Consider the following 14,800-nt stretch of genomic DNA (forward strand, 5'->3'; position numbering starts at 1 on the left):
CGGCGGGACCGCTCAAGCCGACGGTCCCAGTTCAGCCTCACTTCTCCGTGGCGTCCGGGTCTTCGGCCTCTTTGGCGGCCTTGGTCTTGGAGGCCGCTTTCTTGGGAGCCGCCTTCTTCGGCGCCGCCTTTTTCTTGGGTGCGGCCTTCTTTTTCGGCTTCTCCTCGGCTGACTCGCCCTCGCCGCTTTCCGCCTCAAGTTCCGTCTTCAACTCTTCCGGGGAGAGGCTGCGGACAGTCACCTGCGCCAGGTCGAGGATGAAGTCGACCACCTTGTCCTCGAAGAGAGGCGCGCGAAGGTTGGCCAGGGCCTGCGGATTGTTCTGAAAGAACTCGATCACCTCGCGCTCCTGACCGGGGTGGCGTTGCGCCTCCTGGATCAAGGCCCGGTTGAGGTCTTCCTGGCTAACGTCGATCTCGTTGCGGCGACCGACCTCGCTCAAAAGCAGTCCGAGGCGCACGCGGCGCTCGGCGATTTCGCGGTACTCCTGCTTCAGCGTGTCCTCGTCCTTGCCGTCGTCGTCGGGGTCTTCCTTGCCCTGTTCGCGATCCTGCTCGACCTGCTTCCAGATCTGCTCGAACTCCAGATCGACCATACCTGCCGGTACGGTGAAGTCATGTCCGTCCGCCAGTTGATCGAGCAGCAGGCGCTTCACGCGGTTGCGCGTCAGTTCCTGGTACTGTTGGCCGAGGCTGTCGCGAACCTTGGCCTTCAACTCCTCCAGACTGTCTGAACCGTAGGCCTTCGCCATCTCGTCATCGATCGCGATCGGCTGCGCCGCGAGAATGTCCTTCACCTTGACTTCGAATTTGGCCTCCCGGCCAGCCAGCTCGTCGTTCACGTACTCCTGCGGGAAGGTGACTTCGACGGTCGTCTCGTCATCCTTGTTGAGCCCGATCAGTTGATCCTCGAAGCCGGCGATGAAGGAATTCGACCCAAGCTCCAGATGGTGATCCTCGCCTTCCATGCCCGGCTTGGTCTCGCCGTCGACGGAGCCCTTGAAGTCGATCACCACGACATCGCCCGATTGGGACGCCCGAGGCTCCGTCAGCGGCTCGGTCTTCTTCTGCTGACCGGCCAGCCGCTCCAGCGTTTCCGCAACTTCCTGATCGGGCACCGCGACTTCGATCCGCTCGACCTCGATGCCGGAGAAGTCCATCGGCTCGACCTCGGGCATGACCTCGACCTCGATCTTGTACTCGAGGTCTTCGCCCTGCTCGTACTTGGTCACCTCGACCTTCGGCTGCAGCGCCGGCGTGATGTTGCGCTCGGTCAGCGCCTGCTGGCTGGAGTCCTGCAGTGCCTTTTCCAGCACCTCGCCCAGAACAGCCTGGCCGTAGCGCTGCTTCATGAGCGCCGCGGGTACCTTGCCGGGGCGAAAACCCGGAATGCGCGCGGTCTTCGCCAGCTCGGCAAGGCGGTCGTCGACCTTGCCGTCGATATCTTGAGCGCTGAGCGTGATGGTGAACTCGCGCTTCAGCCCCTCGCTGCTCGTCTCGGTAACCTGCATCTGCTCTTCGGCCTTCTCGTCTGGCGAACTCTGCTATGGGTCTCGTTCGGCAACGCACGGTCGCGCTGACGTCGGGTCGTATCCTGCTGCAAGACCGGGGTGGGTATCCGGCGATGGTGCGGGCGGAGAGACTTGAACTCCCACGGCCGAAGCCACCAGGACCTAAACCTGGCGCGTCTACCAATTCCGCCACGCCCGCGCCGCGCCGGCAGCGGCTCCGCGACCGTCGCCGCCTGCCGCCTCGAAAGTTAGTCTCGCACCCCTCCTCACGAAAGGGCGCGGACCTATAGCACGCGCTCTTTCCGCGCGACAAGCGAGGCCGCAACCGTCGAAGCGGCTAACGGAAGCGAGCGACCAGGCCGGCGGCACAAGCATCGAGGATCGCATCGCTGTCGATGCGGTATTTGGCATAGAGGTCGGGAATATCGCCCGATTGGCCGAAGTGCTCGACTCCCAGCGCCTGGACCTTGTGACCGCGCACGGAGCCGAGCCAACCGAGCGTCCCCGGATGTCCGTCGAGCACCGTCACCAGGGCCGCGTCGGAGGCCAAGGGTCGCAGCAACTCCTCGACATGACTCGAAGCCGTCTGCAGGCCTTGCTGGCGTGCCTGCTCCGCCGCCGACCACTCGGCATTCAGACGGTCGGCGGAGGTCACGGCCAGCAGTCCGGCGCCCGGTACCTCGTCGCTCACCTGCTCCCAGGCCGCCAAGGCTTCCGGCGCAAGGGCCCCGCTGTAGGCGATCGCCAGCTCCGCGCCCGCGGCCGGCGGCTTCACCCAGTAACCGCCCGTGACGACGTCTCGCGCCAGAGCCGGCGTCATGACCCGCTCCGGCTGGACCAGACTGCGGGTCGATAGACGGAGATAGACCGAACCGCCGCTGGAGTCGCGCAGCCAGTCGGTTCCCGGCAGAGCGTCCTGGCCCGGGTGCTCGGCGTCGCGCTGCAGGTAGTCGAAGGACCACTGCAGCAAGGCCGTCAGTTCGTCGACGTAGGCTGGCTCGAAGCTCGCCAATCCGTCCTGCGCCATGCCGATCAGAGGGGTGCCGACCGACTGATGCGCGCCGCCTTCCGGCGCCAGCGTAATGCCCGACGGCGTGGCGACGACGATAAAGCGGGCATCCTGGTAGCAGGCGTAGTTGAGCGCATCGAGACCGCGGGCGATGAAGGGATCGTAGAGCGTCCCGATCGGCAGCAGCCGCGTACCGAACAGGGAGTGGCTGAGCCCTAGGGCGGCCAAGAGGATGAAGAGATTGTTCTCGGCGATGCCGAGCTCCAGATGCTGACCCTCGGGCGACATGCCCCAGCGCTGGGCCGAGACGACCTTCTCCGACTTGAAGACGTCCTCGCGCGGGTGGCGGTCGAAGATGCCACGGCGGTTGACCCATCCCCCGAGATTGGTCGAAACGGTCACGTCCGGCGAGGTGGTCACCAGCCGCTCCGCCAGCTGACTGTCCTGGCGCGCGAGGTCGGCGAGAATGCGACCGAACCCTTCCTGAGTCGACATGCGATCTGCCTTGGGCTCCGGCAAGGCGGGCACCTCGATCAGAGGCGCGGCATGACGGCGGCGGCCCTCGGCATTGAACGGGGTTCGATCGAGAAAACCCTGCAGACGCTCGGCCGGCAGGCCCAGGCCGGCGAAACGCTCCCACTCCTGACCCTTCGGGACCGCGTTGGCGGTCTGGAACTCGGCCATCTGTTCGGGATTCATCAGCCCGGCGTGGTTGTCCTTGTGCCCCGCGAAAGGAAGTCCCCGGCCCTTGATGGTGTAGGCCAGGAAGCAGGTCGGTCGGTCGTCGCCGGCCAGCGTTTCAGCCTCGACGTTTCGGAAAGCCTCGAGCACGGCCACCATGTCGTGACCTCCGAGATTGGTCATGAGGGCCTGGAGATCGCTGTCGTCATGGTCGGCGAGCAGAGCGCGCAGGCCGGGCTCATCGCCCAAATCCCGCAGCAAGTGCGCGCGCCAGGCCGCCCCGCCCTTATAGACGAGCGCCGAATAGAGCGAGTTCGGACAGTCGTCGATCCAACGCTGCAGAACGTCTCCGCCGGGTCGTTCGAAAGCGCTCTGCAAGCGCTTGCCGTACTTCACCGTGACGACCCGCCAGCCCATCGTGTGGAAAAGCTGATCGATCTGGCCGAACAGCCTGTCGGTGACGACGGAGTCCAGACTCTGCCGGTTGTAGTCGATGATCCACCAAACGTTGCGAACGTCGTGCTTCCAACCTTCCAGAAGCGCCTCGTAGATATTGCCCTCGTCCAGTTCGGCATCGCCGACCAAAGCCACCATGCGCCCCGGCTTCTTATTCGCGGGCAACAGTCCCTTCAGAGCGACGTAATCCTGTACCAGACTGGCAAAGGAGGTCATGGCGACGCCCAGCCCGACGGAACCGGTCGAAAAGTCGACGTCGTCGGAGTCCTTGGTTCGCGAGGGATAGGACTGGGCCCCGCCGAAGGCACGGAACAGCTGGAGCTTCTCGACCTCCTGATGGCCGAGCAGATACTGAATCGCGTGAAATACCGGACTGGCATGCGGTTTCACGGCGACGCGATCTTCCGGTCGCAGGATCTCGAAGTAGAGCGCCGTCATCAGGGTGACGAGCGACGCGCAGGAGGCCTGATGGCCGCCAACCTTCAGACCGTCGCGCGACTCTCGCAGATGGTTGGCGTTGTGGATCGTCCAACTCGAGAGCCAAAGGATCTTCTGCTCCAAGGCTCGCAACAGCTCGAGGGTTTCGCTGTCGGCGACCGGCCCGCTTAGCCGCCGCCCGGCCTCGGCCCGGTCCAGGAGCGCGGCAGTTTGCGCGGCGGTCTGTGCGGCGGGGGGTGGCGTCATGGCGGCGCGTCTCGCATGTCTAGGTCGGAATTGCGGTTATACCGCCACCATGGAGCCCCCGAAAGCGATAGTGCCAACTTGGGATCGGAATTTATGCTCGGCCCGAGGGCCGAAGCTTCCTCGCGGAGCCGACGGTCCGGTCCGGGCTGGCCGCGGCGGAACGTGCAAAAACCGCTTTCACCTCATAAGTCACCTTCACCTCGGAACATTGGGGCCCTAAATGGATGACCGCTCAAGGATTGCATGAACAGATCATATGGCCCCGCTTGACCTGGATATTCTGCGCAGCTTCGTTGCCATCGTCGAGCTGGGCGGTTTCACCCGCGCGGCCGAGCGGCTCGGTCGCACCCAGTCGACCATCTCCCTCCAGATCAAGCGCTTAGAGGAAACTCTTGGCAAGCGACTGCTCGACCGCAACAGTCGCCAGATCGCCCTGACCACGGAGGGCGAACGTCTGCTCGGCTACGCGCGTCGGATCCTGCAACTGACCGAGGAGGCCCGCGAGGCGGTCAGCGAGCCGGAGGTCGAGGGCGTCGTCCGCCTCGGCACGCCGGAGGACTTCGCCACGCACCGTCTGCCGCGCGTGCTGGCCGATTTCGCACGCGGTCACCCCCGCGTCGCTCTGGAAGTTCACTGTCAGCTTACGGTTTTGCTGAACGAGGGCTTCGAGCGCGGGGACTACGATCTGGTGCTGGTGAAGCGCGATCTCGAGGGCCCGAGCGCCGGCGAACGGGTCTGGCGCGAACCGCTGGTCTGGACCGGGGGAGCCGGTTTCGATTACGGCTCGGCCGAAAGCGGCAGCCCTCTCCCGCTGGTGTTGTCGCCCCAGCCCTGCGTCTATCGGAAACGTGCGCTGTCCGCATTGGACGCCAATGGACGGCCCTGGCGGATTGCCTACACCAGCACGTCCTTGGCAGGAACGCTCGCGGTCGTGGAAGCCGGACTGGGCGTGACCGTGCTACCGAAAGACATGGTTTCGAGCGGCCTGCGGGTGCTGGACGGCGAAGGCGGCCTGCCGAACCTGGCCGATACCGAAATCGCCCTGCTCAGGGCGTCCAGCCTGTCGCCCGCCGCGCAGCGCCTTGCCGACCACATCGTACAAGCGCTCGAAGTGCCGCGTTGACGAACTGACGTTCGCTGCGCCGATCTGGCCACTGCCTTGGGAGCGTCGATGCGAAGCAGCGACATCAACTCTCGACCGGCTGACCGAAGGCCTGCTGGAAGGTCACCAGGTTGAGCGTCCGGCGTTCGTCGATGAAGCGATGATCGTTCTTCGCCACCAGGAAATCGTAATGAACATGGGCGATTCCCTGAGTATCCGGCGCGACTTCGATCACGCGTGCCGTCTCGACGACCCCACTGGAGCTCTGTCGGCGAAAGACCGCCCCTTCACGGACCTCGTACTGCCAACGAGCTCCGCGTCCCATAAGGCCTCCGACAAATTCTATCAGGCTCACGCTTTTTCCCCTTTCTTGCTCAGGTTGCGTTCAGCCCACCAATCCACCAATACTGTTTGTACGAAAGCGCTTCTAAATTATTGGTTAACAAGGCAGACAAGGGTTTTCAATCCCACACCTTGTCGTTGTTCTGTAAAATCGAAAGGACAGCAGGGAGACGCTCCGGCAGATCGTCGGCGATCAAACCCGGGCCGAACCCCTCCGCCGTACCGCCATGCATCCAGACGCCGGCAGCCGCGGCTTCGAAGGGGGGCAGTCCCTGCGCAAGCAATGCCGAGACGATGCCGCTCAAAACATCGCCGGCCCCGGCTGTTGCCAGGTTCGGCGGGGCATTGGCGTTGATCGCGGCACGCCCGTCCGGCGTCGCGATCACACTGTCGTAGCCTTTTATCACCACTGTAGCGCCGATTTCCGCGGAGGCGCGCCGTGCCCGCTCCAACCGGTCGCCGGAGCGCTCCCCGAACAGCCGGACGAACTCGCCCTCGTGCGGCGTGATGACGAGAGGGCCACGCCGCAGCGCCGCCAGGTCTTGCGGGGCTGCGGCGAAACACGTCAGCGCGTCAGCGTCCAGCAGCGTCGGCCGGCCGCTGTCGAGCGCCGCCTCCACCCGCTCTCGCGCCTGTCTGTCCGTGCCTAGCCCCGGTCCCAGCAGCAGGGCGGTCTTGCGCCGGTCGGCGAGCAGATCCGCAAAGGCTTCGGCGGTGTCGACGGGCAAAACGATCAGGCTGTCGAGACCTTGCTGATAGATCGCGCGTGTGGCCTCCGGCACGGCCAGTGAAACCAGCCCGGCTCCGCAGCGCAGCGCGGCGCGGGCCGCCAGCCGGCTGGCGCCTGTCATCATCGAGCCGCCGGCGATCAAAAGGTGCCCGAAGTCGTATTTGTGCGACTGGGGCTCGCGCCAACGCAGGCGCTCCTGCCAAAGCGACGGCGCATTTTCCCAGACGGCTGGCGAGATTTCCTGCAACACCTCGGCCGCTATGCCGATCTGAGCCAGTTCCAAGGCACCGCAGAGCCGTCGGCCCGGCAGCAACAGGTGTCCGGGTTTCTTGCGGAAGAAGGTGACCGTGGCCGTCGCCTGGAGACAGACCTCGCCGAGCGGCAAGCCGCTGTTGCCCGACAGCCCGCTGGGCATGTCGACGGCGACACTCGGCAAACCTCTCCGGTTGATCGCCTGGACCACCGATGCGGCGATACCCTCGAGCGGACGGCAAAGGCCGGCGCCGAACAAGGCGTCCACCGCGAGCTCGGCCCAGTCTCCGACGGCGGTCAAGCCCGCGGCCTCGGTCAGCGGTTCGACCTCGCCCTCCCAGAGGGCCGCGTGATGGGCCGCATCGCCGCGCAGCCGCTCCTTGTCGCCGAGCAGCATCAAGCGCACGGGCCAGCCGGCCGCCGCCAGCAACCGAGCCGCAACGAAGCCGTCTCCCCCGTTGTTGCCAGGCCCGCAGAGCACCAGCGTCCGGCAGGGTTTCCACCGACGTTCAAGGCAGCGCGCCACGGCCAGGCCGGCGGCCGCCATAAGTTCGGCACCGGGGACACCGCCGGTCATCGCGGCTTGGTCCGCCTGCCCCATCTGCTCGCTGGTCAAGAGTGCCTGCTCGTGCGCCTTCATCCTGTCGCTCCCCTGGCGTTCGGTGCGACCCTAGCAGGTTGCCGCCGTTGTGCGCCGCAGCAACAGCGTAGCTTCCAAAATCACACCATTCCAAAGGCTTAGGGTGAAGAATTGGGCTTGCCAAGGCGGCAGCGACCCATCACTTTTTACGTATATGAAAAGCCGGCTATCGGGCGCCGATTGGCAAACCGACGGACCGGGAGATAAACGGGAGGAGAAGTGACGACATGACCGGCAAGAAAGAACGCGGGCTGTTCGAGCTCTATCAGCAGGACCCTGAACGTGCCGACCGCTTGGTCTTCGGCCGCGTCGCGCACAGCGACCGTCGCGGCTTTCTCAAGGGGGCCGGTCTTGCCACCATGGGGGCCGTTCTGGGTGCCGCCATCCCCTTCCATCGCAACATGCCGCTCGGCCTGATCCCCGAAGCCTTGGCGCAGAGCGATGAAACTATGCTGTTCGAGACGAAGGACGGCCTGACGCTTCTGAACGACCGGCCGATCAATGCCGAGACCCCGGCCCACCTGCTCGACGATGCCATCACCCCGAACCACCGCTTCTTCGTCCGCAACAACGGCTTGGTGCCGCAGTTTGCCATCGATGGCGACGCCAGCGGTTGGACACTCACCGTCGACGGAGAGGTCGACAATCCTCTCGAGATGTCCCTCGACGATCTTAAAAATAATTTTGAAACAGTTAGTTATGAGCTTCAGCTCGAGTGCGGAGGAAACGGACGCAGCGCCTTCAATCCCCCGGCGCGCGGCAACCAGTGGACGGTCGGCGCGATCGGCAACGCGGTCTGGACCGGCGTGCGCTACGCCGATGTGTTGCGCGCCGCCGGCGTGAAGGACACGGCCATCTACACCGGCCACTACGGCCTCGACCCGCACCTCTCGGGAGATCCGGAGAAACTGCCGCTCTCGCGTGGAGTGCCGCTCTGGAAGGCGATGGAGCCGCATAGCCTGATCGCCTTCGAGATGAACGGCGAAGCCATTCCGGCCCTGCACGGCTTTCCGGTTCGCACGGTCTGCTCGGGTTGGCCGGGGTCGGCCTCCCAGAAGTGGCTCAACCGCATCCAGGTCCGGGCCGACGTGCACGACGGCCCGAAAATGGGCGGCCAGAGCTATCGCATGCCGGCCTTCCCCGTCGCCCCGGGCGACGAGGTGGAGAACGAAGACATGCGGATCATGGAATCCATGCCGGTAAAGTCCATCATCACCTCGCCGCGCAGCGACTCGACCCTGCCCCTGGACAACCGCAGCGTCGAGGTCCGCGGACATGCCTGGGCCGGCGAGCGTTCCGTCGCGCAGGTCGAGCTCTCGATCGATTTCGGGGCGACCTGGATCTCGACGGAACTCGCGCCGCCGGCCAACAAGTACGCCTGGCAAACCTGGCGTCAGGTGATCCGCCTGCCATCCCAGGGCTACTACGAGGTCTGGTCCCGGGCGACCGACGAAGCCGGGACCCAACAACCCTTCACGGTCGGCTGGAACCCGCGCGGCTACGGCAACAACGCCATGCACCGCGTGTCCCTGCGCGTCCCGAGCTGAGAGGTCAGATGACCCTGTCGAAACTCATCCGCACGTCCCTGGCCGCCGGGATTTTCCTGGCGGCCGGCAGCAGCATGGCTGCCATCGTCAACGACCCGGAGGACATGCCGCCGGGCGAAGGCCGCGAAACCGTTTTCTACATGTGCTCGGCCTGCCACTCGATGGCGATCGTCACGCAGCAAGGCCTGTCGCGAAAGCGTTGGGACGATGTTCTGGACTGGATGGTCGAGGACCAGGGCATGGCCGAACTGGACGAGGCCACGCGAAACGAAATCCTGGACTACCTCGCAGACCACTACGATGAGGACCGCACAAACAACTAGCCCAGAGCCGTTAGCCCAAAGCAGCTGGCGGGATCGAACTCTGGAAACCGAAGCTTTCGAGCCCCAGGATGGTGATGAGCCGCCCTGGGGCTCCGTTTATGCGTCGCCCCTACGGCAGGCCGGACGATAGCTTGCGCGCTTCCGCAAGCGCGGCCAGAGCGCCGTTACGGATAAAGTCGACATCGCTCTGTCCGACGATCAGCCGATGGCCACGCGCAAGCAGATCGCTTGCCGAGCGTCCGGGAAAGACGATCGAACCGAGCGCCCGCCCCGCCTCCAGGGTCGCGGTCTCGACGCGCTCGATCAGAGCCTGCACCTTGGGATGCTCCGTCTGGCCCAACAATCCGATATCGGCCGAGAGATCCATCGGGCCGATGAACAGGAGATCGAGGCCCTCGACCGACGCGATTTCCTCTACCGCCTCGACGCCGCGCTGCGTTTCGATCTGCGCGACGATCAGTAGCTTGTCGTTGATGCCGGCCAGGTAGTCGTCCGCCTTCAGCCCGAAGGCCGTGGCGCGCACGATACCGGGCGCGGCCCCACGGAAACCCTCCGGCGGGTACTTGCAGGCGGCCACGGCGGCTTCGGCCTCCTCGGGACTGGAGATCGCCGGAATCATGACCCCGGCCGCACCGATGTCCAAAGTGCGTTTGATCGCGACCGGGTCGTTCCAGGGCACACGAATCAAAGGCGTGCAGCCGGTCCCCTTGATCGCCTGAAGCTGAGAAACGGCATCGCGGTAGGAACCGGACCCATGCTCCAGATCGACCAGCAGGCAGTCGAAGCCGGCCTCCGCCAAAATCTCGGTCGCCATGGAGGCGTAAAGCTCGCACCAGACACCGAAACAGGGCTCGCCAGCGATCAAGCGGGCCTTGAGATCGCCGTAGGGAGGCATGCTGATCGCCTACTCCTCGACGGGAATGCAGAAAGCCGCGGGAACTTGACCGCGCAAACGGTCGCAAAGCGTCTGAGCCGCGTCGCGATCCGCGAATCCTCCGGCCAGCAGGCGCAAGCGCCCGTCTCCGGACGCCGTCTCGATCTGTCCCGCGGTCAGGGCCGGACCCGCGTCGACAAGCTGCGCGGCCAGCCGTTCGGCTTCCGCCTCATCGGCTGCCGATCCAAGCCAAACCCGCCAACGACCGCCTCCAGTCGCGCCCCCCTCGGAGGCGCTCGGCGCCGGCCGTTCGGCGGTTTGGGCCGTTGACGGTGGCGCGGTCCGAGCGGGAGCCTCTGCAGGGGCTTCCGCAGCGGGCGCTGGAGGTGAGCCGGTAAGCGGGCGCCGGGGCGGAACCGGCGGTGAAACTTCGAAAACGGTCGAGGGGACGGCTGCTGGCGCCGGGCTTTCGGCGGCACTCGGCGGCGGCGGTGCCACGGCAGGCGATGACAGGGGTGGGGGCGGACCGGCCCGAGGGGCGGCTTCGGCACCGATAACCGGAGCCAGGCGTTCGGCACTCTGCTGCGACGCCACGTGCCCCTGGTCCGCGGCCCGCCCGTACCACTGGGCGGCACGCGGCAGATCAGTCTCCCGGTAGATTCCACGTTCGAAGATCTGTCCGGCGGCGAACTGCGCTTCCGGCAAGCCGGCGGCCGCCGATTGCAGGAACCATTCGACGGCGCCCGCCTGATCCTGTTCGACCCATTCGCCGCGGAACAGGGCCAAGCCGAGATTGTACTGCGCGTGGGGGTGGCCGAGCCGAGCCGCCTGGGACCAAAGCAGCACTGCCTGATCCGTATCCCGTCTCACCCCGCGACCTTCCGCGTAGAACCGCGCGAGATTGTTGAGTGCAGCCGGAACGCCCTGCCCGGCCGATTTCTCGTACCAGCTTACGGATTGCTCGAGATCGGGCTCGAAACCGGGGCCGCCGGTCTCGTAAAGCTTGCCGAGACCGTATTGCGCCAAGGGCTCGCCCGCCTCGGCGGCCGGCGCCCAGATATCGTAGGCCGCCTGCGGGTCTCCCGCTTCGAAGGCCGCCAAGCCGTCGCGGAACACCGGAGCTTCATTCGGATCCAGAGTCTGCGCCCAAGATCCGGACGGCCACGCGGCAAGCCCGGCGAAGAGCACAAGAAGCACCTTCGCCAATCTCGGTCGCCAAATCCGACGCCCTTCGCGTCTCCTCATATCCCGGTCCGCCGCCTCGTAATCCCTCTCCCTGCTCAAAGCTAGCCTTACGCCACGCGTCGCGGCAAGCCAGCCCCAACACGGCCATGAGCACGGCCCCGGTTTGCGGTTCCCCCTCTCTTTCGACCTGACGCCGAGAACCACAGGCCGAGCGAATACGATTTCTAGAGAGTTAGGGTAATTTTGAGGCCAAGCTGTGACTTGTATCAATCAAGCATTAACCATTTTCATATAACTTAGGAAGCGATGTAATTTTCATCTCGCCCGGAGTCAGGCCGTGTTTATCCGCACGTTTATCAGCGGTGCCTTGCGCCTGATCTTCGGCGTAAACGCTCTGCTGCTGGCCACAGCGACTGCCACGACCATCGCCACAAGCTCCGCGGCTTCCGCCGACCCCAAGGTCGCACCGCTGATCCTGCAGCCGCTGGATCACGGGGCCGCGCTGTCGTCCGCAGTGGGACCGCTCGAAGCGCGGCTTAGGCTGACGGAAGCGGAAAACGCGGACTTGATGGGGGTCTCTACCGGCTTCGATTTCGGGTCCTTCGCTCTCAAGGCGGCCTACGACGGCCAGCTTTCCGGACTGTTCGGCGCACCCGGCGCCATGACCGCATCCGCAAGGGATGCCCTGGTCAACCTCTTTGCGGAGAGCCGCTCTCTCGGACTGAGTACGGCTTTGGGCGCCGCGCGTCTGGCACTCGCCGCCGGTACCGATCAGGACGCCGGGGAAATTTTCGCCGGTGAACTGCAGGTAACGGAGGCGTTTGCCGATCTCGTCCTGCAGCTCGGCGCCAGCGCGGCCGGACAGCGTGTTCTGGGGGCGAGCTCCAGCTTTGCCCTGCGGCCATGGCTGCGTTTCGAACTGGGCGGCAAGGTGGAAACCAACATGGCCGCCGCCGACCGGCACACCCGCCTCACTTCCGAACTGGCCCTAGGCGGCGACGGCGCGTTCACCTCCGGCGATCGCCTCCGCGCGCGGCTGACCCGCAACCCGGAGGGCGTGGAACGCTTGTCGTTCGGGTACGCAGCCCCTCTCGGCCCTGGGCGATTGCTCCTGCGCAGCGAAACCACCCCGGAGGTCGCGACTTACGCGGCCCGCGCCGAATGGAGCATGAAGTTTTAGGGGCGATCTGGGGAAATGGGGTGGCTGACCGGACTTGAACCGGCGACCTCCTGGATCACAACCAGGCGTTCTAACCAACTGAACTACAGCCACCACCGAGACGGCGTCGCGACAGACCGGACCCAGGCAAATGCCCAGGACAAAGGTCCATCGACGCAGGCGCGGTAAATAAGCGGGCCGACTGCCGGGCGTCAAGCGCGGCCGTCGCCCGCGCTCTCACTGGACGGCCACGGGGCGCGTTTCGACCGGGCGCAGTTCGACTGAGCGTTTCCACCGAAAGCTCTCCTGCTCTAGGCTCGCGCTTCCTTGCAAGCGACCGAGAGCGAGCTCTTTGCGTTATGACTGCGCCGCGACCTTCCCCCTTCCCGACTTCGACCTCGGCCTTCGACCCACCGAAGGGTCTGCAGCCGACTCCCGCTCTCGCGCGGCTGGGAACGGAAAGCGCCTTCGAGGTGCTGGCCCGCGCAAAGGCCCTGGAGGCCGACGGTCGCAGCATCGTCAATCTGGGAATCGGCCAGCCCGACTTCGCCCCTGCGCCGCATATCGTCGAAGCTGCGATCAAGGCCCTGCACGAAGGTCATCACGGCTACACGCCGGCGGCCGGACTGCCGGAGCTCCGCGAGGCCGTGGCGGCGGAGCTTGAACCGCGGGCGGGCCGGAGACTCGATCCCGGCCGCGTGCTGATCGTTCCCGGCGGCAAGGTCACCATGTTTCTGGCGATTCTGATGTTCGGCCAACCCGGCGTGGAGATCGTCTATCCCGATCCCGGCTTCCCGATCTATCGCTCGCTGATCGACTACAGCGGGGCGACACCGGTTCCTCTGCCGCTGCGCGAGGCGAAGGGCTTCGCCTTTTCCGCGGAGGAAGCGCTGTCCTTGATCGGACCACAGACCCGGCTGATCATTCTGAACAGCCCCGCCAATCCGACCGGCGGCGTCACGCCGGAGGCCGAGGTGGCGCGACTGGTCGCGGGGCTGGCCGATCATCCGCATGTGGCCGTGCTGTCCGATGAAATCTATGCCCGGCTGCTCTACGACGGCCGCAAGCATGCGAGCCTGCTGGCTTACGAGAGCCTGGACGAGCGGCTGATCTTGCTGGACGGCTGGTCGAAGACCTTCGCCATGACGGGGTGGCGGCTGGGTTACTCCTACTGGCCGCAGAGCCTCGTCGAACCGGCGGTTCGAATGGCGATCAACTCCTTTTCCTGCGTCAACGCGGCGGCGCAGTTCGCCGGGCTGGCCGCCCTGACCGGCCCGCAAGACGCGGTGGTCGAGATGCATGCGGCTTTCGACGCCCGCCGCCGGCAGGTCGTCGACGGCCTGAACGATCTGCCGGGTGTCGGTTGCGTGGAGCCGGGCGGCGCTTTCTACGCCTTTCCCAACGTCACCGGCACCGGGCTGACGGCGAAACAGCTCGAGACGGCACTGCTGGAGACAGCCGGCGTCGCGACCATCGCGGGCACCTCCTTCGGACTGTTCGGCGAGGGGTATCTCCGCATTTCCTATGCCAACTCTTCCGAGAACCTCAAAGAGGGCCTCCAACGGATCGGGGCTTTCCTGGCCGACCGCGGTGTCGCTTGACGCCGCGTGATTAGGCCGGCGGCAGGTTGCACGCTTTTTAGGCAACGCGCCTGGTCGGTTCCTGCCCTTTTCGCAGGCAAATCAGGCCCCTTCGGCTCAAGGTATCAGTTGGCACGATCCGTGCTTAATGCAACTTTGCGTGCGGTCATTCCATCGCGCCGCCGCAGCTTGGCGGGCGTCCTTCCAAAGCACCAGTCCCCGCGGCACAACGAACGATCCAAAAGAGGCCATGAAAAAAATCGAAGCCATCATTAAGCCCTTCAAGCTCGACGAGGTGAAGGAATCCCTCCATGAGGTGGGCATCAAGGGCATCACAGTGATCGAAGCCAAAGGATTCGGCAGGCAGAAAGGCCATACCGAACTCTACCGCGGCGCCGAATACGTCGTCGATTTCCTGCCCAAGGTGAAGGTCGAGGTCGTGCTCGACGACAGCTTGGTGGAACGTGCCGTGGAGGCCATTCAACAGGCCGCCCACACCGGCCGTATCGGCGACGGCAAGATCTTCGTGTCCAGCGTCGACGAAGCGATCCGGATCCGGACCGGCGAGCGCGGCGTGGAAGCGGTCTGACGCTTCTCCCGGAACCGACCTGGCCAAGGACACGGTTTGACCAAGAAACCGGCCTGGGACAGGCGACTGGCGAGACGTGTTTCCAGAAACAGTCAGGATCCGAACTTCGGGTTGAGGGCGCCCCGGTTCGGATAAAC

Annotated in this window: 12 protein-coding genes and 2 tRNA genes; 6 read left to right on the top strand and 8 right to left on the bottom strand. The window is 65.3% G+C overall.

The window, feature by feature from the left end:
- Nucleotides 1-37 precede the first annotated feature (37 nt).
- The 3 genes from tig to DBZ32_RS03730 form a co-directional block, all read right to left on the bottom strand.
- Nucleotides 38-1,510 (bottom strand): trigger factor, encoded by a 1,473-nt coding sequence (tig, locus tag DBZ32_RS03720; protein WP_119165754.1) that lies wholly within the window; start codon nt 1,508-1,510, stop codon nt 38-40.
- Between the two features lie 114 nt (nt 1,511-1,624).
- Nucleotides 1,625-1,709: transfer RNA gene (locus tag DBZ32_RS03725), tRNA-Leu, on the bottom strand.
- A gap of 138 nt (nt 1,710-1,847) precedes the next feature.
- Nucleotides 1,848-4,340, bottom strand: a complete 2,493-nt coding sequence (locus DBZ32_RS03730) for a transketolase family protein (RefSeq protein ID WP_119165755.1) — start codon at nt 4,338-4,340, stop codon at nt 1,848-1,850.
- Between the two features lie 256 nt (nt 4,341-4,596).
- Between DBZ32_RS03730 and DBZ32_RS03735 the strand changes: the two genes are divergently transcribed.
- Nucleotides 4,597-5,463, top strand: a complete 867-nt coding sequence (locus DBZ32_RS03735; protein ID WP_119165756.1) for a LysR substrate-binding domain-containing protein — start codon at nt 4,597-4,599, stop codon at nt 5,461-5,463.
- Between the two features lie 64 nt (nt 5,464-5,527).
- On the opposite strand, the gene DBZ32_RS03740 is transcribed toward DBZ32_RS03735, so the two are convergent.
- Complete coding sequence (locus DBZ32_RS03740) at nt 5,528-5,767, bottom strand: hypothetical protein (protein WP_119165757.1); 240 nt, start codon at nt 5,765-5,767, stop codon at nt 5,528-5,530.
- A gap of 136 nt (nt 5,768-5,903) precedes the next feature.
- Nucleotides 5,904-7,406: an NAD(P)H-hydrate dehydratase gene (locus DBZ32_RS03745; protein WP_119165758.1), complete on the bottom strand. Its 1,503-nt coding sequence runs from the start codon at nt 7,404-7,406 to the stop codon at nt 5,904-5,906.
- Nucleotides 7,407-7,633: 227 nt separating this feature from the next.
- Here DBZ32_RS03745 and DBZ32_RS03750 point away from each other — a divergent pair, with 227 nt between their 5' ends.
- Both DBZ32_RS03750 and DBZ32_RS03755 read left to right on the top strand, forming a co-directional pair.
- Nucleotides 7,634-8,953: a sulfite oxidase gene (locus DBZ32_RS03750; RefSeq protein ID WP_119165759.1), complete on the top strand. Its 1,320-nt coding sequence runs from the start codon at nt 7,634-7,636 to the stop codon at nt 8,951-8,953.
- An 8-nt stretch (nt 8,954-8,961) separates the two neighbouring features.
- Complete coding sequence (locus DBZ32_RS03755; RefSeq protein ID WP_119165760.1) at nt 8,962-9,276, top strand: aldehyde dehydrogenase; 315 nt, start codon at nt 8,962-8,964, stop codon at nt 9,274-9,276.
- Nucleotides 9,277-9,385: 109 nt separating this feature from the next.
- Here the strand turns inward: DBZ32_RS03755 and DBZ32_RS03760 are convergent, their stop codons facing one another.
- Both DBZ32_RS03760 and DBZ32_RS22625 read right to left on the bottom strand, forming a co-directional pair.
- A complete protein-coding gene (locus DBZ32_RS03760) occupies nt 9,386-10,171 on the bottom strand; it encodes an HpcH/HpaI aldolase family protein (protein WP_119165761.1) in 786 nt (261 codons plus the stop codon).
- 9 nt (nt 10,172-10,180) lie between these two features.
- Complete coding sequence (locus DBZ32_RS22625) at nt 10,181-11,347, bottom strand: SPOR domain-containing protein (protein ID WP_162906543.1); 1,167 nt, start codon at nt 11,345-11,347, stop codon at nt 10,181-10,183.
- 325 nt (nt 11,348-11,672) lie between these two features.
- Between DBZ32_RS22625 and DBZ32_RS03770 the strand changes: the two genes are divergently transcribed.
- Nucleotides 11,673-12,515, top strand: coding sequence for a hypothetical protein (locus tag DBZ32_RS03770; RefSeq protein WP_119165763.1), 843 nt, complete (start codon nt 11,673-11,675; stop codon nt 12,513-12,515).
- Between the two features lie 16 nt (nt 12,516-12,531).
- On the opposite strand, the gene DBZ32_RS03775 is transcribed toward DBZ32_RS03770, so the two are convergent.
- Nucleotides 12,532-12,608: transfer RNA gene (locus DBZ32_RS03775), tRNA-His, on the bottom strand.
- Between the two features lie 245 nt (nt 12,609-12,853).
- On the opposite strand from DBZ32_RS03775, the gene DBZ32_RS03780 reads away from it, so the two are divergent.
- Both DBZ32_RS03780 and DBZ32_RS03785 read left to right on the top strand, forming a co-directional pair.
- On the top strand, nt 12,854-14,095 hold the full coding sequence (locus DBZ32_RS03780) for a pyridoxal phosphate-dependent aminotransferase (RefSeq protein ID WP_119165764.1): 1,242 nt from the start codon (nt 12,854-12,856) through the stop codon (nt 14,093-14,095).
- A 229-nt stretch (nt 14,096-14,324) separates the two neighbouring features.
- Nucleotides 14,325-14,663 (top strand): P-II family nitrogen regulator, encoded by a 339-nt coding sequence (locus DBZ32_RS03785; RefSeq protein WP_119165765.1) that lies wholly within the window; start codon nt 14,325-14,327, stop codon nt 14,661-14,663.
- Nucleotides 14,664-14,800 lie beyond the last annotated feature (137 nt).

This window comes from Algihabitans albus, assembly GCF_003572205.1.
GTDB classification, from domain to species: domain Bacteria; phylum Pseudomonadota; class Alphaproteobacteria; order Kiloniellales; family DSM-21159; genus Algihabitans; species Algihabitans albus.

Excerpts from the sequence above, each read along its gene's own strand:
- tig (WP_119165754.1), bottom strand. The coding sequence starts at position 1,510 with ATGCAGGTTACCGAGACGAGCAGCGAGGGGCTGAAGCGCGAGTTCACC.
- DBZ32_RS03730 (WP_119165755.1), bottom strand. The coding sequence starts at position 4,340 with ATGACGCCACCCCCCGCCGCACAGACCGCCGCGCAAACTGCCGCGCTC.
- DBZ32_RS03735 (WP_119165756.1), top strand. The coding sequence starts at position 4,597 with ATGGCCCCGCTTGACCTGGATATTCTGCGCAGCTTCGTTGCCATCGTC.
- DBZ32_RS03740 (WP_119165757.1), bottom strand. The coding sequence starts at position 5,767 with ATGGGACGCGGAGCTCGTTGGCAGTACGAGGTCCGTGAAGGGGCGGTC.
- DBZ32_RS03785 (WP_119165765.1), top strand. The coding sequence starts at position 14,325 with ATGAAAAAAATCGAAGCCATCATTAAGCCCTTCAAGCTCGACGAGGTG.
- DBZ32_RS03745 (WP_119165758.1), bottom strand. The coding sequence starts at position 7,406 with ATGAAGGCGCACGAGCAGGCACTCTTGACCAGCGAGCAGATGGGGCAG.
- DBZ32_RS03760 (WP_119165761.1), bottom strand. The coding sequence starts at position 10,171 with ATGCCTCCCTACGGCGATCTCAAGGCCCGCTTGATCGCTGGCGAGCCC.
- DBZ32_RS03755 (WP_119165760.1), top strand. The coding sequence starts at position 8,962 with ATGACCCTGTCGAAACTCATCCGCACGTCCCTGGCCGCCGGGATTTTC.
- DBZ32_RS03750 (WP_119165759.1), top strand. The coding sequence starts at position 7,634 with ATGACCGGCAAGAAAGAACGCGGGCTGTTCGAGCTCTATCAGCAGGAC.
- DBZ32_RS03780 (WP_119165764.1), top strand. The coding sequence starts at position 12,854 with ATGACTGCGCCGCGACCTTCCCCCTTCCCGACTTCGACCTCGGCCTTC.